The organism is Paenibacillus sp. CH40 (assembly GCF_024213605.1).
GTDB lineage: Bacteria > Bacillota > Bacilli > Paenibacillales > Paenibacillaceae > Paenibacillus > Paenibacillus polymyxa_B.
Map to the genome: position 1 here is coordinate 161,617 of NZ_JANAVQ010000005.1, position 23,395 is coordinate 185,011.

Below are 23,395 nucleotides of genomic sequence, written 5' to 3' on the forward strand. Positions count from 1 at the left end.
TGTCCTAATCATGCTGTCCATCTATACAGCAGGAAGGGAGGTGAGACGGGAGCATGAAGAAGCAGGGAAGAGCTGGATACAAGATCAAACGGAGGCGGCATTCCGGCGCTTACTATCATTCTAAGATGTGGCTGCCGTTACGAATGCCGAACATGCATAAGAATCCGGTAGCCCCTGCCATGAGGGAGGTACTCGACACGGAGAGAGGGGCACAGATCGGCGAAGAGCGACCATCTGAACCGTCATCAGTGGGAAAGTTTTTCGTATCTGTCATTATTCCGGCCATGAATGAGCAAAAAACAATCGGGGCTGTGATTCGCGAAGCGCGCCGTGTCCATCCACATACAGAGGTTATCGTCGTTGAGAACGGATCACACGATAGAACGGCGAAGGTGGCAGCGGCGGCGGGAGCTCGTGTGCTTTCCTTTCCGGAACCGCTCGGACATGATGTTGGCCGTCGTATTGGAGCGGAGGCGGCATCCGGACAGATCCTGCTTTTCTTGGATGGGGATATCGTCATTCCCTGCGTTAGACTCCGGCCGTTTATACACGCCATATGTGCAGGGGCGGATGTGGTGCTGAATGATTACCATGGACCTGTGAATCGTACGCCCGTACACCCTGTAGTGGAGGCAAAGCATGTATTGAATATCTTGTCGAATCGTGCTGATTTAGGGGGAGCATCTATGACTGGCATTCCACACGCCATAAGTCAAAAGGCTCTAAAGAAAATAGGTCTAAAGCCCTTGGAAAAGCCTCCTTTATTTCAAGCTATGTCCATCGCCTCCGAGTTACGAGTGGTGACTGTATATGGAATAGCTGTCGGAAAAATAAATGCGACACGTAAAAAACAGAACGGCAAGGACCCGCTGGCAGATGTAATTGTTCAGGATCATCTGGATGCCATTGCCTGGCTTACATCGCGTCTGGGAACGCGTGCGGGATATACGGATTTGGAGCGCAAACGGATCAGAGACGAGGTGAAACTGTGAATAGACAGTATCGCAGAGGGAAGCGTGAAGAACCGAGTTGGGGCATGAGACGTGTTCAGCGAAAACGAGGAACGACGACTTCAATGCATAGCCGTAGGATGAGAAAGCCCACACCTCGGGCGAAAGGAATGACCGAAGTGACTCCGCCTGTGGAACGCGAAGTTCCGGGAGATATTGTGTTACAGGGAACGGCAGCGGCCGTGGTCAGCGCCTGTAATGAAGAGTCAACGATTGACCGGGTACTGGGCGAGCTGGAAAAACTTCCGCTTACGGATATCATTGTCGTATTGAACGGCTGCACGGACGGCACGCGCTCCACCGTAGCCAAACATCATCCCAGTGTGACTCTTGTCAACGTGCCGAATCGACTGGGGCATGATGTTGGCCGGGCGGTAGGCGCGCGTATGACGCAGGCTGATATTGTGTTGTTCGTGGACGGAGATTTGCCGATTCCAGCATCTGATTTGCTGCCTTTTCTCCACGCGGTGGATCAGGGAACGGACGTTGCGCTTAATGATCTGGGCAGACATTTGCCGCCCTATGCCCAGCAGGACAGCGTGACACGGTGCAAAGCATTCCTGAATCGCGTACTGCGCAGGCCGGATTTGGGAGCAAGCTCATTGACCGCCGTACCGCATGCATTATCTCGGCGTTTACTGGATCAGCTTGGCTCAGCCGTGCTTGCCGTACCGCCAAAAGCCCACGCCCTGGCAATTCTGCATGGCATGATCGTGACGGCAGTACATGCTGTCGATGTCATTAAAACAAACCGTAAGCGGACCTTCAATGTTGGCAAAGGGAACGCTATGGAACAGTTGATCGTCGGTGATCATGCAGAGGCACTGACGGCGGTGTTTCAGGTAGCCGGGTATTCCCCGCTCGGGCCTGTTCCAACACGGGTAGACGTTGCCAAAGGGAGGAATGCACAATGAGTCTGACGAGCATCATTATTCCGACTTATAACGGCCTACATCTGTTAAAGCCGTGTATTGAGGCAATTCGGACACATACGATAGATGTACCGTATGAAATCATTGTTGTGGACAACGCTTCGAATGACGGAACGGGTGATTTTTGTGCATCTGAGCGGCTGATCAGCATACGTCTTCCTGAAAACAGGGGCTTTCCAGCAGCATGTAATATGGGGCTCCGGCTGGCTTCGGGTGATCAGTTCGTTATTTTAAACAATGATGTGACGGTTACGCGGGGATGGCTATCGATTATGTTGGCTGCATTGCAGAGCGAAAGCATGGTGGGATTGGTGGGACCGGTGACGAATTACGTCAGCGGTATTCAGCAGATACACGGATTGGAAGGAGATTTGGCCAGTTGTCTGAGATATGCGGAGCAGAATAATGCAAGTAATCCCTCCAGATGGCAGGAGGTCAAGCGGTTGGTAGGGTTTTGTTTGCTGTTCCGGCGCGATCTGATGGAACGGATCGGATTGCTGGATGAACGGTTCAGCCCCGGACATTATGAGGATGACGATTATTGTCTGCGCGCACGCGTGCATGGCTACAAGCTGCTCATGTGCAACGACTGTTTTGTCTATCACGAGGGGAATGCGAGCTTCTCACGCTCGGAGACTTCCTGGATTGAAGAGCTGATCGAGCGGAACTATCGTTTGTTTATAGAGAAATGGAGCATAGATCCCAGAATGTTCATTGAAACTGGAAACACTGGGGTTGCATGCACTGAACATGCTGTCGAAGGAGGAAGGAAGATATGAAAGGGGTTATTCTCGCAGGAGGAACCGGATCGCGCCTTCATCCGTTGACTACATTACTCAACAAGCATCTGCTTCCGGTCGGCAAGTATCCCATGATCGTATATGGTATCGAGAGGCTACGACAGGCTGGAATCACCGATATGCTTATTATTATTGGTAAACAATCGGCCGGGCTGTATACCGATTTTTTGGGCAGTGGCAGTGATTATGGTGTCCAACTGACATACCGGATTCAAGAAAAGGCGGGCGGCATTGCGGAAGCACTCGAACTGGCAAGAAGCTATATGCAATTAGAAGAGAAATTCACTGTTTTGTTAGGTGATAATTTGTTCAAGGAAGACTTGGGACCTGTGATCGAACGGTTCAAGCAACAGCCCCCAGGGAGCGCCAGAGTGTTGTTGAAAAAGGTAGCAGATGCTCGTCGTTACGGGGTACCCGTATTTGATCCTGAGCGCCCGGAGAGCATTACGCGGATTGAAGAAAAGCCGCAGCATCCCCAATCCAAATATTGCGTTACGGGTATCTATATGTACGATACTGCCGTGTTCGATAAGATCCGGCAAATTACACCTTCGGCACGCGGTGAGCTTGAGATCACGGATGTTAACAACTGTTATGCCGCTGAAGGCAAGCTGGAATATGATATTTTACGGCGCTATTGGAGCGACGCAGGAACCTTCGATTCCCTTCAGGAAGCTGGAGTGAAAATGAAAGGACTTCTACCCTGATCTCAACGAAACACCATCCGGCCGGGCCAGGCATATAGTATAGGCATAATGCCACCCGGAGGAGTGAACGGCATGAAACGCCTGAGTATGCAAAGGAAACACAGCAAGCGGCTCGGAAAGAAAGGCTATTGGTCAGGATATAAAAGGGGCCAGGAGCAGGGCAACAGGTTGGGCCAGGCTTCGTTCGGCAAGGTTTTTGAAGGTGTCAGTATTATCATTCCGTCCTGCAATCAGCTTCAACAACTCCGTGCATGCATTCACCGTATTGAGGAGAATACGAGCCATCCTCACGAAATTATTGTGGTGGACTGCGGATCGACGGACGGGACATCCACCTATTTGCTCCGTAAAAGCATCGCTGTGCGTTATGCGCTGTTAAAAAAAGATGTTCAAATGATAGGTTGCCTGAATCAGGGGCTGATGATGGCAAAAGGCACAACTATCGTGGTACTGGATCAAAACTCTATGGTGACCCCCGGCTGGTTGGATCGGTTGTTAGGGTGTTTATACAGCGATCCGCGTATTGGTGTTGTTGGGCCTGTAACGAATGGTCCATTCAAAGAACAGCAGATTGAGGTTCCTTATATGAACGAAAATGGAGCTCGTCAATTTGCCATGACCTTCAATATTTCCAATCCGGATGCATGGCGAGAGACCGAAAGCTTAGCTGGATTTTGTTTATTGCTGCGCAGAGAGACATTGGAAAAAACGGGCTACTGGGACGAAGGTTGCCACAGTACTGAGGAAGCCCATGCAGATTGGCTATTGCGTGTGCGTTTGTTGGGGATACGTATGGCAATTGCCGGAGATGCTTTTATCCATTATGAAGAAAGAGATCGGGATACGGTGTATGGTTTTCCTCAAACGACCGAAAAAAGCGGTTCAATGGAGGAAAGCAGCCGGAACCGATCCTTTTTTGTACAAAAGTGGGGGGACGCGGATAAGCTGTTCCGCAATCTGAAATTCAGTACAGCGGAGACGGACGGCCAGATATCAACAGGTAAGGAAACACACGTATCAGCGGCAAGCTTTTATCCCATCGGAGCGGTTGTTCAGGGACCGTCCGGTGCAGTATTTCGGTTAGAGCCGGGGAGAAGGCGGTATCTGCATGGAGTCAGTGCTGCGGGAGGTGAAAATGTGCGCTCTGTTAGAGTGTCTCAGCTGGATTTGTTGGTGCTTCCCTTGGTAGGGAAGCCGGAGGCTACAGTTTCCGGCAACATTGATGCACCTACAGCTGAGCTGCGAGAGGAACCCATTCCTGTACTGGCGGCTCCCGATCTGGAGAACATGTCCATGCTGCCCACACTGAATATACCGGCTCAACGCAAGCGATGGATCGAGGTATTGTATGCTGAGGGCGGGCAACTGTATCAAATCGGTAACGGCTGGAAAAGGCCGTTCCTTACCCTGTACGCTGCGATGAGCTGGCGGGCAGAGGACTACCGAATTCAGTTTTTGTCTCCCGGAGATTTGTCGGCTTTGGTGGAGAAGCAGCCTATTATTGCTCCACCGGTGCTGCACGGGCATCTGTAATGATCTGAATAGGCGTTTTTAGGCGGAACCGACTACTCGCTGCGGCATACGCTGTAGTAGCGGAAAGCCCGTAGGTAATTCGTGCGTTCCGCACGGCGGAGCACATAAAGGAGGGGCTTATGCATAACGAGTTAGATGATTTGCTGATCCACATTTCGCACTCGCAGCAACAGATGTCAAGGTTGTTGGATGCGGAACGGCAGGTGGTTGTGCGCATGGCGCAGATCATACATGAACTGCCAGATGAGGAGCCGCGTTTTGACGGAATTCCGGGCATTCTCGACAGCTCGGGACAAGTAAACAAAAGCATTGTTGCCTACTTGAACGGTATTGCCGATCTTCAGGAAGCAATGGCTGAAATGCTCGTTCGTGTCGTGAAAGAGACGGCATACCCGGAAGAGGAGTAACGTACCAACCGAGGGCAGGGAGTGAACACATGAGTAGGGAACAAGCAATGATTCACATGCTGGACGCAGCCTCCAAAATGCAGCGGAATGTGTCTATGATCCTGGAGGCCAAGGCGGTCGAAGCAGAAAAAGTGCGTAATTGGGCGTTGAACCATCTGGCCCCCCACGCATTTGACACCGATGAAGAGCAGTTGGGACGGCCTTTGGAAATTCACGAGCAGATGGTGGAAATGCTGGAGGGATTAACGCGGCTTCAGACTGGACTTTGCAGCAATCTCAAAGCATTGCTGGATCAGGATGAGCAGCAGGGTGGCGGCATGGAAGGGATGATGGGAGGAATGGGCTCGGGGGATATGAACTAATGAGCATGAGGCGTGAACGTGAGATCAAGCTGGATATGATGGAGTCTATTGCTGCCAGCCAGCACGCCGTTGCTCGGATGCTGACCAGTCTTGCGGACTTGACGCCCCATGCGGATATGTCGGCTACCCGTCTGGAAGAAACCATCCGTATACTCAGCAACTACCAGGGAGAAATCACGCAAATGTTGGCGGGTATTCCATTAAGACGACAGGTATATGGAAAACCGACTAAGCCGTGGCTCCATGTGCCTGTTCAGAAAAATGAAACCACCACGAGAAAGCAAAGGAGGAATGAAAATGAGTACAAGGTGGGAACGCGCCACTCGGGACAAAGCCCGCAAAAGACGTAAAGATGCCCGGCGTTCCAGCATTCGCAGATTAAAACGAAGAAGAAGACGTCTCCTTGCTCTAAGACGCCGTAAAAGGGGACTTTATTCTGCACGTAGAAGACATCCTCATTTGCGGCGGCGGAAAAAACCTCAAGCTAACCCGGTGGCAGCCCCTTCTGCGGAGAATCCACAGCCCGGGACTGTTGCATTGGAGCATGATCCGCAGGCATTTCAGCAGGGATATGATGCAGCTTATAACGAGGGTTTCAATTCAGGTTTTGCCAAAGGTTATGAAGATGGACACCAGCTCGCTTACAAAGCTCAGTAAACTGGGCAAATCATTCTATTACTGTTCACCCCCGAAGCTAACAGCTTTGGGGTTATTTGCGGTTCGGCAGTTGGACGGGCAAACGCCAATTTTGTCCGGGCAGTGGCAGTCGTCCATGATGCGTTTGACCCCTCCGCATATAGTTTAGGAGTGACAGAAGTTTATCCTACAACAGGACAGGGTGAAGGATGTGAACGATCAACAAAGCGGACATGAACGCGAAGCGTACCGATGCGGCTATCGGGAAGGACGCAGAATGGGCGGTTGCACGGCTGCTCTGTCACAGGTCGTGGCAATACAGCCTGCTGTTCGTCATTTGAAAGTGTTGTATATTCCGCAAGGTTTCGCAGCTATAGACACAGGTGTGCAAGAGGCATTAGGCCAAATATGCAGCTCATGCGCCATCGGTACACCTGCTACGATGCTAGCTGACGCCGAGGCTCAACGTCCAGACCTCGTGCTGGTCATGAACGGGCTGCATGTTTTTCCGGCGGATCATCTGGAGCAGGTGCAACAAATACGAGCCCTAGGCATTCGGACGGCCATATGGTTTGTAGATGATCCTTACTTTACGGAGGATACGGCGTTGATCTGTCAATCCTACGATGTCGTATTTACGCACGAAATTTCATGCCTGCCGTTTTATCGCGATCAGGGAGTAACGAGGGTTCACTATTTGCCGCTGGCTGCGTCAGCTCGTATCTTTTATCCCCGAAGAGTAGAGCGGGAGCATCAGCATGATATTTGCTTCATTGGAAATGCCTTCTGGAACCGTGTGAAGCTGTTCGACCACCTTGCTCCCTTCTTGGCGGACAAAAGAGTGCTGATCGTAGGTGGACACTGGGATCGGCTGACCCGGCGGGATGTGCTGGAACGCTTTATCCGTCCGGGTTTTATGGAGCCGGAAGAGACCGCTCAATATTATAACGGCTCCAAAATTGTCATCAATATGCACCGCCCGACAGACCCCGGACTGGATAATCGGAATACACACCAGCTTTCAGCGGAGTCCATCAATCCTCGGACATACGAAATTTCTGCTTGCGGCACGCTTCAAATGACGGATGTTCGGAAGGATTTGAGCCGTTATTACCGACCAGGCTATGACATTGAAACCTTCTCTGGAGCAGAGGAACTGAGAGTGAAGCTGGACTACTATCTCAAGCATGACTGGGAACGAGAACGCATGGCCTGGCGCGCATTGTACACGACTATGCAAAAGCATATGTACTCCAATCGCATGGAAGAACTGCTGGACAAGGCGATGGCCTAAAGTAAACACCATAAACAGTGAGGAGTGAAAGTGATGACGATATCTACGACAGGACCGTATGACCCGGCTGTTCACCAGACGGCGGCAGCCTCCTGGGAAAGGGGGAGAATTGCGGGAGTGCATGACGGATACGACGAAGGATATCTGCGCGGACGTGCTAACGCAATTGTTGCACGGATGAAAGCAGTTTTCCCTTTTCGACAAATCCATGTACTGTATGTCGTCTCAGGCAAAGGCCTTCCGTATTCTCCGCTGGATGAGGCGGTCATTACCACGTTGCAAAGCATGACGGCTCAGGTTACCGTAACAGACCCACGTCAGCCGGTAGGAGATATTGCCGCTCAGCTCCGTCCGAATCTGATGCTGGCACTGGATGGAATGGATCTTCCGTTGGAGCAGGTTACTGCGGTACGCCAGTTGGGCATCCCCACCGCCATCTGGCTAACGGACGATCCATATTACACCGACACGACGACTAAAATTGTTACGAATTATGATTATGTGTTCACGTTAGAAATGAACTGCATGGAGCTGTACCGTCAGTTGGGTTGCACGTCTGTGCACTATTTGCCCTTTGGAGCATTTCTGACTCACTATTTCCCACTCAGCTCGCCCGCTTCGGTACGACGTGAGATTGGGTTTACAGGCTCAGCCTACTGGAACCGCATCTATTTCTTCAATCCAATTATGCCGCAGCTCATGGCTCGTAACATTAAAATCAACGGAATCTGGTGGGATCGTCTCCCGGATTATCAGTCGTATGGTGACAAAATTGAGCTGGGTCGCTGGATGTCTCCGGTCGAAACCAATGATTCGTATAACGGCAGCAAAATCGTAATTAATCTTCATCGTTCCCATCAGGATGATTCGGTGAACAACAACTCACTGAAAATTCCGGGGGCTTCGCCCAATCCGCGCACGTTTGAAATTTCTGCCAGTGGCACGTTGCAACTGACAGATACAAGAGATGATCTGGCTCGTTTTTATAAGCCGGGGGAAGAGATAGAGACCTACAGCTCTCAGCAGGAATTGTTGGAGAAGGTTGAGTTTTATTTGACGCATGAAAAAGAGCGCCATGAAATTGCCCTACGTGCTCTGGAACGAACCCTGCGGGAGCACACGTATGGTCACCGGATTGACCAACTATTGTCGGTCATATTTCCATAAGGTGATTCACACGTCCGATGGTTGCTATTTTAAAGGAGGTGAACTCCGATCAAGCCGAAAATGATGCTATTCAGCCATGTTAGCAACGTCCGCAGTATTACGGGGGCAGAGAAGCTGCTATTGCAATTTTGTCTAGACATGCGTACGTACTTCGATTGTATTCTCGTAACGCCTGGTGAAGGGCGGCTGACCTCAATGGCCCGCAAGCGCGGAATCACTGTTCTGACACAGAACCTGTTCATGCTGCATGGCATGTACACCCCATATGAGGGATTGGCGCAGGATGCGGAGAATTTGCGGACCCATGTGGCGTATGCACCGTTGTTCCAGATGCTTCGGCATGCTCGACCTGATGTGGTGCTGGTCAATACCTGTGTGAACGTCATGCCTGCAATGGCTGCCCAAGAGCTTAATATTCCGGTGATCTGGAAAATAACCGAGGTCATTAACCAGAATGCGCATACGCCAGTTTCTGTTTCTATCATTGAGCGCTATAGCCAATGGGTCATCGGCATTTCGCAAGCTGTAATGCGTCCTTTGCATGGCGGGGGACTGACACGTCCGCATACGGTGTTGTCTCCCTGCCGGGATATGGATATGCCATCTCCCAAAGAGCATGTGCTGGAACGGAAAAGGAAACGTGAAAAACTGGGGCTGCGGGATTTCCATATTTGCATTGGTTATATTTCTTCTTTTATTTACGAAGCCAAAGGGCTGTTGCCTTTTGTCCAAATGGCTCTAAAGCTGTGCGAAACCAATTCGCGGTGTCGTTTCTGGATCATCGGCAGCTCGGTGGACTCGGAATATTACGTAAAATGTGTCTCTTTAATCCGCCAATCTCGTTATAGCCGCCGCTTCCAGTTCAATTCATTCGAGGAATCCGTATCAACGGCCTATAGCGCAATGGATATTGTTGTAATCCCAAGTATGGTGGAGGAAGGCTTTGGCCTGACCGCGCTGGAAGGGCTGGTTTACGGTAAGCCCGTGGTAGCCTTTGCGCAGGGTGGACTTGTGGAGTTGATGGAGGCGACCGGAAATACAGATTTTTTGGTAGAGCCGGGCAACAGCGACATGTTGGCGCAAAAAGTGGGCTATCTGCTCGATCATCCCGAAGAAGTGGAACGGATTGGTGTGCGTAACAACAGTGCGGCTACACGTGTATACGGACCTGATTCCTACCGAGGTAGTTTACACCTCATGGTCAGTCAATGGGTATGTCATCATCCGCATTGGTTCCCGTTGATTCAGCAGCCGGGTGGACCTGTATGGACGAGGGAAGGCGAAGGGTTGCGTCAGGTCATCGCTATACCGGAGGGATATACCAGCACGATTCGAGAATTTCCCGAATCGGTGGTGTGTCAACTGCCTGTGCTGGGCCTGCCGCCAATCGAATATGCAGCTATTCAAGGCTTGCCACAACCAGTATCCCCTTTACCTGACTCACCACCCGAATTGCCCCGCGGTAAGCGTAGTATTCGGGCGAGATGGCCAAAGGGCCGCAAGCGTACCCGATTGCGGAATCGCAGATATAAGAGAAGCGGCGGCAAGAGTCGCCTCAAGAAAATTCACGGGTCCCCGTTGTCGAAGGGACTTTATCCGAAAACCAAGTCCAGACAGAAACTCAAGCGGAAATTCAAGCACCGGTCACGGCGACACAACACGCACAAGCAGAAGCGAGTCACGCTCAAAGCTGGACAGCATACAAAACCACGGTCCGGGTGAACCTACGCCGGACCGTTGAGATGAACGTTAAGCTGGAGCACAGCCAGTCTGCTGGATGGCTATCCTTCATTGAACGCCACAATTCAATGAAACAACGACAGCAAAGGTGGGTTCCAAAACCATGAAAATATTGACCGTGCTCGGCACAAGACCGGAGATTATACGGCTCAGCCTGATCATTCCGAAGCTGGACCGCCATGCAGATGAACATGTGCTTGTGCATACGGGCCAAAATTACACCGAAAGCCTGAGCGGGCAGTTCTTTCGCGAGCTGGGACTGCGTGCCCCGGATTATGTACTTCAGGAGAAAGCGGGGACACTGGGCAAACAGTTGTCCGCCATGTACTCGCAGATGGAGGATATTTTAAACAAGGAACGCCCCGATCATGTGCTATTGCTCGGTGATACGAACAGCGCTTTATGTGCCTTACTTGCGGAACGTATGGGTTATCCGGTCGTGCATATGGAGGCGGGGAACCGCTGTTATGATCTGGATGTGCCGGAGGAGAAGAACCGGCGTGTCATTGATGCGATATCTACCATTAATATGCCTTATACGGAGCAAAGCAAGCAGCACCTACTACGCGAAGGCTTCCCAAGCCAACGAATTATACTGACTGGAAATCCGATCTACGAAGTGATGCAGCACTATGAGAAAGAGGTATCGGGCAGTGGGATTTTGAAAAAGTTGGGACTGTCGCCGGGAGAATATTTCCTGGTCACTGCCCACAGAGCTGAAAATGTGGACCATCCACCGCATTTGCTGGCTATTTTAGATGGTCTTAACCGGGTAGCCCAGCAGTTCGGGCAGCGGGTCATTTGCAGTATTCATCCCCGCACTGCCGCCCGAATCGCAAGTCATCCGCCGATCCAGCTTGATCCGCTAGTGGAATTTCACGAACCGTTCGGTTTTTTTGACTTCGTTCTGCTGGAGCGGCATGCCCGCTGCGCTTTGACGGACAGTGGTACCGTACAGGAAGAATGCTGTGTCATGGGGGTGCCGACGGTTACGATGCGCCGGACGACCGAACGGCCGGAAACGGTAGATTGCGGCAGCAATATCGTGTCTGGTCTTGATGGCGAGGTTATAGCAAACGCGGTAGCCATAATGACCGGGATGACCCATAAGTGGCAATGTCCCGCAGGCTATCTGGCGGAAGATGTGTCGGATAAGGTAGTTAAATTTCTGCTTGGAGGGAAACGGCATGTTTGAAAACCAACGTATCTTGGTTACCGGCGGTACCGGCTCCTGGGGGCATGAGCTGGTTACCCAGTTACTGCCGCGTAACCCCAAAGAGGTCATTATCTTTTCACGCGGAGAATCCAGTCAGGTTGCCATGAATAGGCAGTTTGAGGATGAACGGCTCAGCTTCTGTATTGGCGATATTCGGGATAAGGATGCGCTGACCACCGCTTGTCAAGGAGTGGACTATGTATTTCATTTGGCAGCGCTCAAACACGTTCCCGTCTGTGAAGATCAGCCCTACGAGGCACTCAAAACCAATGTCGTAGGCACCCAAAACGTGATCGAGGCCGCTGTTGCCAATCAGGTAAAGAAAGTCATTTATATATCGACTGACAAGGCAGCGAATCCGTCCAATTTTTACGGCATGACGAAGGCGATTGGAGAAAAACTGATTGTTTACGCCAATCTGCTGAATAGCGATACACGTTTCGTGACGGTGCGCGGCGGTAATGTTTTGGGCACCAACGGAAGCGTGGTACATCTGTTCCAAAGCCAGATTCGCCAAAAAGGCAAGGTTTCGATCACAGATATGAACATGACCCGCTTCTTCCTGACCTTGCGTGATGCGATCAGTCTCCTGTTCAAAGCCTCGGTGGAAAGTGTCGGCGGGGAAATTTTTATCATGACCATGCCAACCTGCCGTATTGTGGACTTGGCTGAGGTGCTCATTGAGGATTCAGGTGTGGAAAACGTAGAAATTGTAGAAAAAGGTGTGCGTCCCGGCGAGAAAATTCATGAGATTTTGATGAGTGACTTTGAAAGCCTGACGACGGTAGTCTATGACGAGCAATATTTGGTCATTCTCCCAACGCTGAATATTCCTCAATTAAAGGACCGCTATAATCAGTGCCCTCCCGTGTCATTCAGCAGCTTTAGTTCGGAGTTTAATTTGATGTCGAAAGAGGAGATTCGCAGCATTCTCCAAAGCGGGGGGTTCATCAAATGAAGCTGCTTATTTTGGGTGGTAACGGCATGGCGGGCCATGTTCTGGTTAAGTATTTCCAAAACCAGAGCGGGTATAACGTGTTCTACACCACCCGTGATCCCGAAAATAAAGGCGGTCTGCTGCTGGATGTAAAGGACAGCTTTATGGTGGAGCAACTGGTACGGAGTGTACGGCCAGACGTTATGATTAACGCGGTAGGCGTACTGAATCAGCATGCCGGAGAGGATCAGATTGCAGCATACCAAATCAATGGCTTGCTGCCACATCTTCTCCGGCGGATAGCGGACAGTATTGGTGCCCGATTGATTCATATCAGCACGGATTGCGTATTCGAAGGAAATCGCATACCTGGTTTATATAAGGAGACGGATCAACCCGATGGGACAAGTGCCTATGCTTTGACGAAAATACTCGGAGAAGTAAAGGCCACAGGACATCTGACTATCCGTACCTCCATTATCGGGCCGGAAATTCGGCCGGGAGGCATTGGTCTGCTGCACTGGTTCTTGCAGCAGAGCGGAGACGTTAACGGGTATCGCCGAGTCTTTTGGAACGGGGTTACGACGTTGGAATTAGCGAAGGCGATACAGGTGCAGATGAATGAGCCGCTGGACGGACTCATTCATCTGGTTCACCCTGAACCGATCAGCAAGCATGATTTGCTGCTGCTGTTCAAAGACATCTGGAAAAGGGAGGATATTCGGATCGTGCCGAAAGATGAGCCGGTGCAGGACCGGACGCTTCGTTCTACCCGGGCCGATCTGCTCTACGATGTTCCTCACTACAGCATCATGCTGAAGGAGCTGCTGGAATGGACGGAAGCACAGCGGAACAACGTCGGCCTGTCATAGTCATTACCGGAGCGGCGGGCTATACCGGGATGCATGCCTGCCGCCATTTTGCAAAGCTCGGTTGGGAGGTAGCGGCGTTGACTCGCACTGCCGCTTCCGTCTCAGAACTGATCTTACTGGCTCACGATGATGAAAATAACAGCCCAGAGGCGGAGACCCGTAGCTGTATTACGCCTTATGTGTGTGACTTGCTCGACAAGAAACGTCTAGGCGAAGTAATTAGACAGATTGCTCCGGATTACGTGCTTCACCTAGGTGGTAAAAATTCCGTCCCTGAATCTTGGCAAAGCCCCCTGCTATACATGGAATCCAATGTACTGTCCACTCTGTATCTGCTCGATGTACTGCGACCTTTCCCCAAAGCCAGAATTGTCGTGGCGGGTTCTCGGCTAAAGACGGCTTTGCAAGCACCGTATCATCCAACGCATCCATACAGCCTTAGCAAAAGCCTTCAAGAGGCAGTCGCGCTCTCGTGGGGCGCGCTGTTCGAACAATCCGTCATGCTGGCAGAGCCTTGCAACTTGATCGGTCCGGGTCCATCTACCGGATTTTGTGCATTACTCGCGGAGTATATCGTTCAGACGGAACGTCTGGAGGGGCAGTCCATAACTGAAACTGCCCCGTTCCGGGTATCTTCCCGACATGCGCAACGTGATTTCCTCGACGTTCGTGATGCCGTTCGCGCATACGGTGTGCTATTGGAACAGGGTGTGCCAGGCCGAGTTTACTCGGTCTGCACAGGCCGCATTGTGGAACTGGGCAATATCGTGGAACGTATGGTTGCGCTGGCCAAAACATCTATCCCCATACAATGGGGGGATGTGGAAGAGTCAGCATCCACCGAGGCATACCGTGCGAAAGAGCTGGAGGACATGGGCTGGAAGCCGACCATACAGCTGGCGCAATCTCTGGAGGATATGATTCAATACCGCCGAGCTGGAAAGGAAGGAACGATATGAGACCGAAAGTAACGATCGTCATTCCCTTTTATAACTGTGCATATGTGGATCAGGCTTTGCAAAGTGCACTAGAGCAAACTTATGGACCCCTCGAGATTATTGTCGTCGATGACGGGTCCACGGAACATGTCGATATGCTTCAGCCCTATCGTCCATATATACATTATTTAGGAAAATCCAACGGTGGAACAGCCAGCGCCCTGAATCATGGTATCCGACATGCCAGCGGGGAATATATTGCGTGGCTCAGCTCCGACGATACCTATCATAGGGACAAAATTAATAATCAGGTTTCTTTTATGGTGGAAAACGGTGCGTACATCTCCCATACCAATTTCAATTTCATCAATCAATACAGCCAAGTCACAAGCTACCAGGCAGCCGCCGTGTTTCCGTCTATGACGGAGTTTTACCGTTTTTTTCAGCAAGGAAATCCGGTCAATGGATGCACGGTTATGTTTAAAAGGGAGCTGTTTGCACATATTGGTTTGTTTGATGAACTGCTGCCGTACACACATGATCTGGATATGTGGTACCGAGTGATGCTGGCGGGATATCCATTTCCTTTTCTGAACGAGTCCTTGGTTAACTACCGCTGGCATGATGAAATGGGAACCAAAAAACATTGGCCCGCTGTGGAGCGGGAGTACAACATAACCCAAGCACGTTATCGAGATCGCTTCAGTCAGGTGTTGAGCGGTTTATCCTCATGAAGCCGAAAGTCTGTCAGGGGGGATTGATATGGTAGATACGGGGATTGTTATGCCACTGTACAAACAGGATATCGGCTATCTGCAAGCTGCGATCTCATCTGTACTAGCCCAGAGCTATAGGGCATTTCGCTTTATCATTGTTATTGACGGAGCGCCGGAAATGGTAGGGCCGGCGCTCAACGCAGCAATGGGGGACCCGCGCGTTCAGTTGGTTACACTCCCTCAGAACAAAGGAGTATCCCATGCCCTTAACCGGGGATTCGACGAGTTGTTTAAAGATCCGGCGATCATGTATGTGACTTGGGTATCCAGCGACAATGTTTATAATTCATCCTTTATCGAACGATTACGGTGGGAGCTGGAGCAGGGGCCGGACTCACTCGGTCTTGTGTTCTCTACCTTCCGCCAGGTTGACGCATATGGGAACCCGTTGTATGACGAGCAGCATCAACAAGCTTTGATCCGGTACCAAGGCCAGCCACATCATGAATTGCTGAATGCCAGCATTGTCGGGGTTTCATTTATGTACAAAAGCAAATATGCCCGTCAAATCGGCAGCTATCGGCTGCAACCTGTTGAGGATTATGATTACTGGCTGCGGCTGACCGAGACGTGCAGCATGAAATTCATCCCGGAGATCCTGATGGATTACCGGGTGAATTCCACATTTAGTGTATCGGCCGGCCTGCACAGCCAGAAGGAGCACCGACGCTGGCGGCACGCATTCCAAATCGCCAAGCATGAGGCGAGAGCACGTCGGGGCATCCCACTTGAAATGACGATTTTAATGCCTGTCACGGATATGGCTCAAGCTGAACCATTGCTGGATAATCTGCTGGAGCAGCACTACAGCAATTGCGTGGTACGGTTGCTGGATTTAACGCCAGAACAGGGAGCCGCCGCTTTCCTGTCGATGATGCTCGATCCTCGGTTAATCGTAACGCCACGTCAGCATTATTCGGTCCAGGAAGCAATGGTTCAGGCTATTGGTGAAACAACGACCCGCTTTGTTGTATGCTTCGGTGTCAAACCTTATATAGCCGTGACGGATCTACTGTATCTCACGGATTTGTTGCGCCCATTACAGGATACACATGCCTTTTCCTACTATACAGATGATCATTCAACCATCGGCAGCGGTCGAGGAGTGCAGTCCATACCGCCGGAATGGAATTACGTGTATTACACCCACAGATTGCATCAGGCCCTGGAGCAGGGCTGTTTTTAGCTGACAGGAGACAGCGCCGGAATTGTGGTCAGCTCCGACTGAAGAACACGATGCTCCTGTACAACATTACCAAACTGGTCCAAACCAAAATTCGAAAGCACAACATTGGAAGGTACAGCGGAGACTACGTTATATTGAACCTCATAGGCAAGTACCCCTTGTATAAAGAAGGTACGTCGGGCAATGGAGTTTGCAGGTAAGTTAACCGATGTCACGTACAAGGGGATCTTGGTATCCGGTACGAGTGAGAAAAAAATTTGTACCGTTACGGTTGCCGCGTTCACTGTATCCTCGTTAACCAAATTTACAACGACATTGGAGCAGGCAGTACCAAAATCTCTAGTGTTGGTCATATATCCGGTTGTAAAAGCCAATCGAATCATCCTCTCAAAAAACAGAATATTGGAAAACCCCTGAAGGGATGCTTCTATACTATGAATCTATCGAAAAGAAAGCTTGTATGGTTGTCTGTAGGCTGTGCTGAAAAAAGTACATTTTAATAGAAATACTTCAGGCATGTCCATTTATATAATGAAGGGAATGCTCGCGATGCCTTTGAATTTTCAGGTGACACCCAGCGGGTTGCCCAAATTTGAGCCCAGTATCGCCGTTAATTTGTTGAATCCGAATATTGTTGTGGCTGTCGCTGTTGACTTTAGCAGCGGGCCCCCGCTGATTGGACTGTATCGTTCCTTGGACGCTGGGGCGAACTGGACTGATACTTTACTGCCCATTCCACCGGGATATACAGGAGCTGAGGCAGGAATGGTAGCCTATCTGTTCCCGAATATTTTCATCATATCCGCACATGTGTTTCCGGGAAATGAGAACGGGGCTGTCGTGATCTATCGCTCTACGGACGATGGGGCCACCTTTTCCCCCCCGGTGGTCATTAATCCGGGCTTTGGAGATTACATTAATAATGACTGGACCAATATTACGACGGATAATGCGGGGGCAAGTCCCTATCTAGGGCACGTCTATGTCACGTATAACCGCCAATATAATGTAGATTTTAATGCTCAATCTGCGGCGTTCTACCAGCGTTCCACCGATGGAGGACTAACTTGGGATCGACCGTTATTGCTTTCGAATATCCAATCTTCCACAGAACGACCTGAGCCTGCGGTCGACAAATATGGAAGTGTCTATGTCAGTTGGATTCGTACGGGTCCGCAAACACCGGCTTTTTTTATTCGGCGCTCCTTTGATGGAGGTGCAACTTTCAGCGGGGATATTCTTGTATCCAATATAACGCTGGTGCCCAATCCTTTGCCCGTTCCTGGTTATGACTTTCGGATATTGAATTTCCCCAGCTTGGCCGCGGACTGCTCGGGTGTGCCTTCCACAACAAATACGCTGTATGCCGTTTGGCAGGATTTTGGTCAGGGATACAGCAATATTTTGTTGTCCAAATCAAGCGATTTTGGCGGTACCTGGAGTGCTCCGATCATCGTGACGGACAGTCCGCCCGGCTCGCAAAATTTCTTTCCTGCGATTTCGGTATCGCCTAAGACGGGATTGGTCGTTGTCGTGTACTATACCAATCGCCTGGATGGCTTTAATCTGGATGTGTTCGCCGCCCAATCGTCAGATGGAGGCAACACCTTTACGAACAGTCGTCTCACCACGACCTCCTTTAATCCGAATGTCGGTGGAGGCGAATCAGAGCTGATCGGCGACTATATTGATGTCGCCATTGTACCGCCGAATAGCTACATTTCCGTCTGGACGGATACGCGCACAGGCAGTTTGACAATTTTTGCTGGTGTACCGGGAGGGGGGGCCTGATGCCGAACGTACAGCTTACGCCTAACGGAAGGCTGGCGCAGGAACCGAGTGTAGCTTTCAACCTGCTCGACGGTACCATTGTGTCTACGGCTATCGATTTTACGACGGGACCGCCGTTGACGGCAGTCTACCGTTCCGGCAACGGCGGTGTATCCTTCACACAGCAGATTTTACCACTGCCAGCCGGATATGTAGGGGCGGAATCCCATAGCGTCAGCTACGGTTTTCCCAACTTGTTTGTCATAGCCTGTCACGTATTTACCGCAGACGGCTTGAGCGGTACCATCGCTATCTATATGTCGAGAGACAACGGTAATACATTTGATCCGCCTGTGATTGCCCAGCGAGGGTATGGGACATTTGTCAACAATGTTGAGGTCAGCGTGAAATTTGATACTTCTCAGGTCAGCTCCTATACCGGAAACATCTATTTATGTTACACACATCAATACAATCCTGACTTTTTCGGCGGGTCCGTCATGTTTTTCCAGCGCTCACAGGATGGAGGGATCACGTGGGATACACCCGTGGTGCTCACCCCTGGCTCCAATCAGATTACGCGGGGGGAAATCACCGTGAGCATTACAGGGGTGATTTATGTCGGGTACATTGTGACGAATCCGGTTAACCAATATCAGGTCATTGTGTCCTTCAATGGGGGGACAGCATTCAGTTCTTCGCTGCCTGTGTCTTCTGTTGTCCCGGTTCCAAGTCCGTTGCCCGTGGCCGGCTTTGGCTTCAATGTGCTGCCGATGGCCAACATTGCGGTAGATCGCTCTACTAGCCCGAATCAGGGAACACTTTATGCGGTCTGGCAGGATAATCGGGCAGGGTATGCGGATGTACTACTTGCCCGGTCGGTGGATGGTGGATTAAGCTGGACTGCACCGCAATCGGTGACAGGAGCCAGTGCCGGGGCACAGCATTTTTTCCCGGCTATTGATGTTTCGCCTGTGACCGGCGTGATTAAGATCGTATATTATACCAATCAAATAACGACCTCTTTATTAGACGTATTTGTGGCCGAATCAACGAACGGAGGGAATACATTTACGAACCTCAGAATAACAGACAGCTCCTTTAATCCTAACGGGATTAGTCCGGTTCCCGTCGTTACGATCGGTAATTTTATTGATGTAACGATCGTGCCTAATAATGGATTTTTTGCGGTCTGGACAGATGCGTTATCGGGTTTCCAGCAAATTTACGGAAGTAACGGAATGTAGCTCAGCGTACGAGACAGAGGAGGTGAGGCTGTTTTGAAAATTTTGTTAGCTACGTACTGGCCGATTCCTCATTTGGGTGGCGTATGGCCCTTTATGCTGCAAATTAAACGGAGACTGGAGCTACTAGGTCACACGGTAGACTTGATGGGGAATGGACCGGATACACCTAAATACCATATTGTTTTTGAAGATAGGGAGCTACTGAAGGATCAACTGCTGCCCCTGCTGCATACGAAGTTGAATGAATCGGCTGTCCCTGTATTACATCTGGATTCATGGGTGCAGACGGTGGAAAAGGATCGATACTGTATGGAGCTGGCAGCGGCGTATTTCGGGGTTGAGCAGTATGATGTTATTCACACGCAAGATGTTATTGCGACGCGTGCTCTAAGTCGGGTCAAACGTAAGGACAGTGCGTTGGTAGCGAATATTCATGGCTCGCTGGCTCGTGAAGTCATGATGGCTCTGGAGCGGGATCATGAGGAGGGTTACCGTGAGACGCTGATGTGGAAATATTATTGGGCGCTGGAGCACTATGGCGCTCTATCCGCGGATATTACCATTACGTCTACAGAATGGATGAAACAGACGCTTGTGCGTGAGTTCGAAGTGCCTGAGCAGCAGATTGCTACTTTCCAATACGGATTGGATACCGAGCACTTCTGGGAAGTCCACGCCCGGGGAACGGACGTCGTACGACCTGAGGGGAAAAAAGTTATGATTTGTCCTTCACGGCTGGTCTATATCAAAGGGCTGCATTATTTAATAAGCGCTCTTGGCCTACTGAAAGCAAGTCGTACGGATTGGGTTTGCTGGATTGTCGGGGAGGGAGATAAAAGGGAAGAGCTTCAAACACAGGCGAAGGAGCTAGGGCTGGAGGAAGATGTGTTTTTTTTGGGGCATCGTGAAGATGTACCTGCTCTTTTACAACTGGCGGACCTTTTTGTTCATCCGAGCATACAGGACAATCAGCCGTTTTCGGTCATGGAGGCGCAGATTTTGGGGCTTCCGGCAGTGGTATCGGATGCGGGCGGACTGCCGGAAATGGTGAAGCATGAACACACCGGACTGGTCTCCCCGGTTGGCGATGTGGAGGCACTGGCAGCTCATTTGCAGCATTTGCTGGCTCAGGATGAAGTGCGGATAGCTATGGGAAAACGTGCCAAAGCATGGGGGACCGCGCATTGGTCTCTGGATGTTATGATTGAGCGGCTCGTGAATATTTATGGGCAAGCGCTGAATCAAGTACGTTGAATACGTTGATTCTTATAGTTAGGAGGGAGAGCATGACTTTTCCTGTCGTTGGAGACTTGTACAACCGTATTTTTGAAATCCAGCAGTCGCACCCAGATCTGAAGGTCGATTACGCAATATGGAACCGAATTAACACCTCGTTGCCGGAAGATTATAAGCTGCCAGACGCTGACATTTTGGAACGTCTGAGACAATCCGCACCATGAGGGCACAGACCATATAAAAAGGCAGGTCGGGCTTAAAACTCCCACCTGCCTTTAGTTTATTTCAGCTCATTGTCCATCCAGGTTTTCGTTAATCCTCATAAACGGAGCCTCGAATTATGAGCGGCCCTGTAACAACAGCACGGCGGTCAGCTGATTGTACGGTTAAGCAGTATACATAAGGCTCTGCCTGTTTTCCCGTTTCCTCATAGCTTAACTCAGCAAATCCCTCCTGATAACAGGAATCCTGCAACCAATCCAGCATAGGTCCCCGCTCATCATTGCGACGCAATCGAATGTCTAGCTCCCCGATATCCCAGTTGAGCAGCGGATTTTCCCATGCCAAAGAAACTTCAATGACAATACGTCCTTCAGATTTACTTGCAGGAATGATTAATGTAGAGAGCACGCTCTCCTGTTCGGTGACCTGAAAAGGCAGTGCATATGTGCCTGGCTCAGCTTTATTTTGAACTGAATATTTCAACATACCTTCTTCCTCCTCTGCCCGTTCATTAGGGCGTCACGGTAAAATGACTGGCTGTACGTTTAGCGACAACGTTCCCGTTTTCCAAAAATTCAGCCAGGATAAACAGCGTTTCCGGATTGTAAATACTCGTCACCACTCGCAGGTAAAAAGGATTTTGGGCGGTCTCCATATCCTTGAGTTCTAGCACGGAGCCAGCTTCGGGAGAAGGGCTCAATCGAAGGAGCTGCCGTCGGAAAACGCCACTGTCATTTCCCATTTCCAGCAACACATCGACGGCTCTCTTTTCACGATTGAAAAAGGTTACATGGCAGCTTTCTATATGGGCGCTGTGGTAAGCGAGATGGTGATCGACGGTTAAAAGAAACACGGACATATGATGATGCCTCCTTGAATTCCGTTAGGTTACCAGCCTTAATATGATATGAAAAATAACCGGGATTGGACTGGATAGTTGTACGCCTCTTTGACAAAAAGCGCATTGGTGTCCAACCCTTTTCGCCGTGCTGTGCATGTAATGTAGAGTGGAACAAACTACGGCCTGAAGTCCCTTTTCGATTACAGAAGAAGGGCGCTGAGGGAAGGGTCGTATTAAAAAAGGAGGCACGGCTATGAGACTCGCACAGCTGGCAGGGGAATATGAAGCGGTCTTCAGTCTGGGGCAAAACTGTACACCTGCCATTCAATTGGAAAAGAACCGTTTGCGGCCGTTTGCCGGGGTACTGGATTGGATGATGTCTGACACGCTGTCCGATGTGAACCGCTTGCTAGAAAATCGGTTTGCCGGATTTATGGATTTGCCCAATTTAAGTGTCGTTGGTACGAGCCAACTGAATTATATGGTCAGAGATATCGCTTATAATGTGATCTCGGTGCATGATTTTCCACAGGAACGCAATACGTCCTCAGATCTGGTGACCTATCCTGAGTTCAGGGAAAAGATAGACCGTCGTATCGAACGTTTTTTTGCAAAAACACAGATGGCGAAGCGCAGCTTGTTCGTCCGTATGCTGGGAACCTATGAAGAAGTAGAGGAACTGGAACGTATTTTGTCAGGCATGGTAGCGAATGAATTTCGTTTGTTGGTGGTGAATTGTTCCGGTGTAACGGAGTTGACGGAGGTGGATTGGCAGCTTCCACATGTATGCGCGGTGGAAATGCCTTTTGCCGATGTATGGAATTACAAAAGTGATCCGCACTGGCGTACCCTTTTTAAAGGGATGACCTTGTCTTCGGAAAGGGGAGGGCGTCGTGCTTGAGCGGTTGCAGGGGGATTATGATGCTGTATTCAGTCTGGGTGGGCATTGCTTGCCTTCCATTCAGCTGGATAAAAACGGACTGCGTCCCTATGCGGGTCCGCTGGACTGGATGATTTCCGGTAACTTGTCACAGGTCAGTCGCTTGCTGGACGCCCGTTTTGCCGGTTTTATGGATGTTGATAGTCTGCGTGTCACGGGGCACGATTACGGCGAGCATAACTTCATGGTCGAGGATGCAAACTATGGGATTACAGCGGCACACCATTTTCCGGTTAGCGAGAATACATCGGAGCAGCTGACTTCCTATCCTGCATTCAAAACGACGCTTGATCGCCGCATCGCACGTCTACTAGATCAATTCACGCTTGCGTCCCGTCTGCTACTGGTTCGTCTCGGGGGCAGTCGGGAGCAAGCGGTGGAACTACATGATGTGTTATTGCAGAGGATTACACATGATTTTCGCTTGTTATACGTGGATTACACAGGGACTGATGGTGTGACGGAGCTGGATTGGGGATTGGAGCGGCTGGTTTCAGTGGAGCTGCCGCCTGAGGATATATGGAACGGTCAGGATGAGATGTGGCGTTATATGCTGGAAAATGTCAGGCTGCATGTCTGAGGTGCTGAGATTCCAGAGACACATTATAGATTGTCTTCGGACTGTG

Annotated in this window: 27 protein-coding genes; 24 read left to right on the forward strand and 3 right to left on the reverse strand. The window is 50.5% G+C overall.

Annotated features, from left to right (window positions below):
* Window positions 1-53: 53 nt before the first annotated feature.
* The 18 genes from NLX73_RS16650 to NLX73_RS16735 all read left to right on the forward strand — a co-directional run bounded on the left by NLX73_RS16650 (window position 54) and on the right by NLX73_RS16735 (window position 16,513).
* Window positions 54-992 (forward strand): glycosyltransferase family 2 protein, encoded by a 939-nt coding sequence (locus tag NLX73_RS16650; RefSeq protein WP_061830081.1) that lies wholly within the window; start codon window positions 54-56, stop codon window positions 990-992.
* Complete coding sequence (locus tag NLX73_RS16655) at window positions 989-1,924, forward strand: glycosyltransferase family 2 protein (protein ID WP_254326736.1); 936 nt, start codon at window positions 989-991, stop codon at window positions 1,922-1,924. The genes NLX73_RS16650 and NLX73_RS16655 overlap by 4 nt, the downstream gene beginning before the upstream one ends.
* Window positions 1,921-2,721 (forward strand): glycosyltransferase family 2 protein, encoded by an 801-nt coding sequence (locus NLX73_RS16660; protein ID WP_254326737.1) that lies wholly within the window; start codon window positions 1,921-1,923, stop codon window positions 2,719-2,721. The genes NLX73_RS16655 and NLX73_RS16660 overlap by 4 nt, the downstream gene beginning before the upstream one ends.
* Complete coding sequence (locus tag NLX73_RS16665; protein WP_254326738.1) at window positions 2,718-3,449, forward strand: sugar phosphate nucleotidyltransferase; 732 nt, start codon at window positions 2,718-2,720, stop codon at window positions 3,447-3,449. Before NLX73_RS16660 ends, NLX73_RS16665 begins: the two co-directional genes overlap by 4 nt.
* Window positions 3,450-3,521: 72 nt before the next feature.
* Entirely contained in the window at window positions 3,522-4,982 is a 1,461-nt protein-coding gene (locus NLX73_RS16670) for a glycosyltransferase family 2 protein (protein ID WP_254326739.1), read from the forward strand.
* Window positions 4,983-5,101: 119 nt separating this feature from the next.
* Entirely contained in the window at window positions 5,102-5,389 is a 288-nt protein-coding gene (locus tag NLX73_RS16675) for a hypothetical protein (protein WP_013311765.1), read from the forward strand.
* A 29-nt stretch (window positions 5,390-5,418) separates the two neighbouring features.
* On the forward strand, window positions 5,419-5,751 hold the full coding sequence (locus tag NLX73_RS16680) for an alpha-helical endospore appendage domain-containing protein (RefSeq protein ID WP_029518277.1): 333 nt from the start codon (window positions 5,419-5,421) through the stop codon (window positions 5,749-5,751).
* Window positions 5,751-6,101 carry a hypothetical protein gene (locus tag NLX73_RS16685; RefSeq protein ID WP_013311763.1) on the forward strand — a complete coding sequence of 117 codons (351 nt, stop codon included), beginning with the start codon at window positions 5,751-5,753 and terminating at the stop codon, window positions 6,099-6,101. The genes NLX73_RS16680 and NLX73_RS16685 overlap by 1 nt, the downstream gene beginning before the upstream one ends.
* On the forward strand, window positions 6,049-6,408 hold the full coding sequence (locus NLX73_RS16690) for a FliH/SctL family protein (protein WP_061830076.1): 360 nt from the start codon (window positions 6,049-6,051) through the stop codon (window positions 6,406-6,408). The genes NLX73_RS16685 and NLX73_RS16690 overlap by 53 nt, the downstream gene beginning before the upstream one ends.
* A gap of 181 nt (window positions 6,409-6,589) precedes the next feature.
* Entirely contained in the window at window positions 6,590-7,681 is a 1,092-nt protein-coding gene (locus NLX73_RS16695) for a CgeB family protein (RefSeq protein ID WP_254326740.1), read from the forward strand.
* 33 nt (window positions 7,682-7,714) lie between these two features.
* The gene (locus NLX73_RS16700) at window positions 7,715-8,848 is read left to right on the forward strand and encodes a CgeB family protein (RefSeq protein WP_165179117.1); all 1,134 of its coding nucleotides are present in this window, start codon (window positions 7,715-7,717) and stop codon (window positions 8,846-8,848) included.
* Window positions 8,849-8,908: 60 nt separating this feature from the next.
* Window positions 8,909-10,570, forward strand: a complete 1,662-nt coding sequence (locus NLX73_RS16705) for a glycosyltransferase (RefSeq protein WP_254326741.1) — start codon at window positions 8,909-8,911, stop codon at window positions 10,568-10,570.
* 121 nt (window positions 10,571-10,691) lie between these two features.
* On the forward strand, window positions 10,692-11,783 hold the full coding sequence (gene wecB / locus NLX73_RS16710; protein WP_134903938.1) for a non-hydrolyzing UDP-N-acetylglucosamine 2-epimerase: 1,092 nt from the start codon (window positions 10,692-10,694) through the stop codon (window positions 11,781-11,783).
* Window positions 11,776-12,762 carry a polysaccharide biosynthesis protein gene (locus tag NLX73_RS16715; RefSeq protein ID WP_103050037.1) on the forward strand — a complete coding sequence of 329 codons (987 nt, stop codon included), beginning with the start codon at window positions 11,776-11,778 and terminating at the stop codon, window positions 12,760-12,762. The genes wecB and NLX73_RS16715 overlap by 8 nt, the downstream gene beginning before the upstream one ends.
* A complete protein-coding gene (locus NLX73_RS16720; protein ID WP_254326742.1) occupies window positions 12,759-13,613 on the forward strand; it encodes a dTDP-4-dehydrorhamnose reductase family protein in 855 nt (284 codons plus the stop codon). The genes NLX73_RS16715 and NLX73_RS16720 overlap by 4 nt, the downstream gene beginning before the upstream one ends.
* Window positions 13,574-14,572: an NAD-dependent epimerase/dehydratase family protein gene (locus tag NLX73_RS16725; protein WP_254326743.1), complete on the forward strand. Its 999-nt coding sequence runs from the start codon at window positions 13,574-13,576 to the stop codon at window positions 14,570-14,572. The genes NLX73_RS16720 and NLX73_RS16725 overlap by 40 nt, the downstream gene beginning before the upstream one ends.
* Window positions 14,569-15,285: a glycosyltransferase gene (locus tag NLX73_RS16730; RefSeq protein WP_254326744.1), complete on the forward strand. Its 717-nt coding sequence runs from the start codon at window positions 14,569-14,571 to the stop codon at window positions 15,283-15,285. The genes NLX73_RS16725 and NLX73_RS16730 overlap by 4 nt, the downstream gene beginning before the upstream one ends.
* A gap of 28 nt (window positions 15,286-15,313) precedes the next feature.
* Complete coding sequence (locus NLX73_RS16735) at window positions 15,314-16,513, forward strand: glycosyltransferase (RefSeq protein ID WP_254326745.1); 1,200 nt, start codon at window positions 15,314-15,316, stop codon at window positions 16,511-16,513.
* Here the strand turns inward: NLX73_RS16735 and NLX73_RS16740 are convergent.
* Window positions 16,510-16,887, reverse strand: a complete 378-nt coding sequence (locus tag NLX73_RS16740) for a hypothetical protein (RefSeq protein ID WP_254326746.1) — start codon at window positions 16,885-16,887, stop codon at window positions 16,510-16,512. The two genes, NLX73_RS16735 and NLX73_RS16740, sit on opposite strands and share 4 nt — an antisense overlap.
* A 142-nt stretch (window positions 16,888-17,029) precedes the next feature.
* On the opposite strand from NLX73_RS16740, the gene NLX73_RS16745 reads away from it, so the two are divergent.
* Genes NLX73_RS16745 through NLX73_RS16760 form a run of 4 tightly spaced genes read left to right on the forward strand, consistent with a single transcriptional unit; the run spans window position 17,030 to window position 20,990 of the window.
* On the forward strand, window positions 17,030-18,304 hold the full coding sequence (locus NLX73_RS16745; protein WP_254326747.1) for a sialidase family protein: 1,275 nt from the start codon (window positions 17,030-17,032) through the stop codon (window positions 18,302-18,304).
* A complete protein-coding gene (locus NLX73_RS16750) occupies window positions 18,304-19,530 on the forward strand; it encodes a sialidase family protein (RefSeq protein ID WP_254326748.1) in 1,227 nt (408 codons plus the stop codon). Before NLX73_RS16745 ends, NLX73_RS16750 begins: the two co-directional genes overlap by 1 nt.
* 33 nt (window positions 19,531-19,563) lie before the next feature.
* Complete coding sequence (locus NLX73_RS16755) at window positions 19,564-20,784, forward strand: glycosyltransferase family 4 protein (RefSeq protein WP_254326749.1); 1,221 nt, start codon at window positions 19,564-19,566, stop codon at window positions 20,782-20,784.
* A 32-nt stretch (window positions 20,785-20,816) separates the two neighbouring features.
* Window positions 20,817-20,990 (forward strand): hypothetical protein, encoded by a 174-nt coding sequence (locus NLX73_RS16760; RefSeq protein ID WP_180984648.1) that lies wholly within the window; start codon window positions 20,817-20,819, stop codon window positions 20,988-20,990.
* A gap of 88 nt (window positions 20,991-21,078) precedes the next feature.
* On the opposite strand, the gene NLX73_RS16765 is transcribed toward NLX73_RS16760, so the two are convergent.
* Both NLX73_RS16765 and NLX73_RS16770 read right to left on the reverse strand, forming a co-directional pair.
* Window positions 21,079-21,474 carry a hypothetical protein gene (locus tag NLX73_RS16765; RefSeq protein ID WP_165179126.1) on the reverse strand — a complete coding sequence of 132 codons (396 nt, stop codon included), beginning with the start codon at window positions 21,472-21,474 and terminating at the stop codon, window positions 21,079-21,081.
* A 25-nt stretch (window positions 21,475-21,499) separates the two neighbouring features.
* Complete coding sequence (locus NLX73_RS16770; protein WP_103050047.1) at window positions 21,500-21,847, reverse strand: hypothetical protein; 348 nt, start codon at window positions 21,845-21,847, stop codon at window positions 21,500-21,502.
* Window positions 21,848-22,082: 235 nt separating this feature from the next.
* Here NLX73_RS16770 and NLX73_RS16775 point away from each other — a divergent pair, with 235 nt between their 5' ends.
* Together NLX73_RS16775 and NLX73_RS16780 are read left to right on the forward strand one after the other, a co-directional pair.
* On the forward strand, window positions 22,083-22,730 hold the full coding sequence (locus NLX73_RS16775; RefSeq protein WP_134903945.1) for a DUF1796 family putative cysteine peptidase: 648 nt from the start codon (window positions 22,083-22,085) through the stop codon (window positions 22,728-22,730).
* Window positions 22,723-23,349 carry a DUF1796 family putative cysteine peptidase gene (locus NLX73_RS16780; protein WP_254326750.1) on the forward strand — a complete coding sequence of 209 codons (627 nt, stop codon included), beginning with the start codon at window positions 22,723-22,725 and terminating at the stop codon, window positions 23,347-23,349. Before NLX73_RS16775 ends, NLX73_RS16780 begins: the two co-directional genes overlap by 8 nt.
* Window positions 23,350-23,395 lie beyond the last annotated feature (46 nt).

Excerpts from the sequence above, each read along its gene's own strand:
- NLX73_RS16650 (WP_061830081.1), top strand. The coding sequence starts at position 54 with ATGAAGAAGCAGGGAAGAGCTGGATACAAGATCAAACGGAGGCGGCAT.
- NLX73_RS16685 (WP_013311763.1), top strand. The coding sequence starts at position 5,751 with ATGAGCATGAGGCGTGAACGTGAGATCAAGCTGGATATGATGGAGTCT.
- NLX73_RS16765 (WP_165179126.1), bottom strand. The coding sequence starts at position 21,474 with ATGTTGAAATATTCAGTTCAAAATAAAGCTGAGCCAGGCACATATGCA.
- NLX73_RS16675 (WP_013311765.1), top strand. The coding sequence starts at position 5,102 with ATGCATAACGAGTTAGATGATTTGCTGATCCACATTTCGCACTCGCAG.
- NLX73_RS16735 (WP_254326745.1), top strand. The coding sequence starts at position 15,314 with ATGGTAGATACGGGGATTGTTATGCCACTGTACAAACAGGATATCGGC.
- wecB (WP_134903938.1), top strand. The coding sequence starts at position 10,692 with ATGAAAATATTGACCGTGCTCGGCACAAGACCGGAGATTATACGGCTC.
- NLX73_RS16665 (WP_254326738.1), top strand. The coding sequence starts at position 2,718 with ATGAAAGGGGTTATTCTCGCAGGAGGAACCGGATCGCGCCTTCATCCG.
- NLX73_RS16680 (WP_029518277.1), top strand. The coding sequence starts at position 5,419 with ATGAGTAGGGAACAAGCAATGATTCACATGCTGGACGCAGCCTCCAAA.
- NLX73_RS16745 (WP_254326747.1), top strand. The coding sequence starts at position 17,030 with ATGTCCATTTATATAATGAAGGGAATGCTCGCGATGCCTTTGAATTTT.
- NLX73_RS16720 (WP_254326742.1), top strand. The coding sequence starts at position 12,759 with ATGAAGCTGCTTATTTTGGGTGGTAACGGCATGGCGGGCCATGTTCTG.
- NLX73_RS16775 (WP_134903945.1), top strand. The coding sequence starts at position 22,083 with ATGAGACTCGCACAGCTGGCAGGGGAATATGAAGCGGTCTTCAGTCTG.
- NLX73_RS16725 (WP_254326743.1), top strand. The coding sequence starts at position 13,574 with ATGGACGGAAGCACAGCGGAACAACGTCGGCCTGTCATAGTCATTACC.
- NLX73_RS16670 (WP_254326739.1), top strand. The coding sequence starts at position 3,522 with ATGAAACGCCTGAGTATGCAAAGGAAACACAGCAAGCGGCTCGGAAAG.
- NLX73_RS16705 (WP_254326741.1), top strand. The coding sequence starts at position 8,909 with ATGATGCTATTCAGCCATGTTAGCAACGTCCGCAGTATTACGGGGGCA.
- NLX73_RS16715 (WP_103050037.1), top strand. The coding sequence starts at position 11,776 with ATGTTTGAAAACCAACGTATCTTGGTTACCGGCGGTACCGGCTCCTGG.
- NLX73_RS16730 (WP_254326744.1), top strand. The coding sequence starts at position 14,569 with ATGAGACCGAAAGTAACGATCGTCATTCCCTTTTATAACTGTGCATAT.
- NLX73_RS16760 (WP_180984648.1), top strand. The coding sequence starts at position 20,817 with ATGACTTTTCCTGTCGTTGGAGACTTGTACAACCGTATTTTTGAAATC.
- NLX73_RS16700 (WP_165179117.1), top strand. The coding sequence starts at position 7,715 with ATGACGATATCTACGACAGGACCGTATGACCCGGCTGTTCACCAGACG.
- NLX73_RS16750 (WP_254326748.1), top strand. The coding sequence starts at position 18,304 with ATGCCGAACGTACAGCTTACGCCTAACGGAAGGCTGGCGCAGGAACCG.
- NLX73_RS16660 (WP_254326737.1), top strand. The coding sequence starts at position 1,921 with ATGAGTCTGACGAGCATCATTATTCCGACTTATAACGGCCTACATCTG.
- NLX73_RS16690 (WP_061830076.1), top strand. The coding sequence starts at position 6,049 with ATGAGTACAAGGTGGGAACGCGCCACTCGGGACAAAGCCCGCAAAAGA.
- NLX73_RS16770 (WP_103050047.1), bottom strand. The coding sequence starts at position 21,847 with ATGTCCGTGTTTCTTTTAACCGTCGATCACCATCTCGCTTACCACAGC.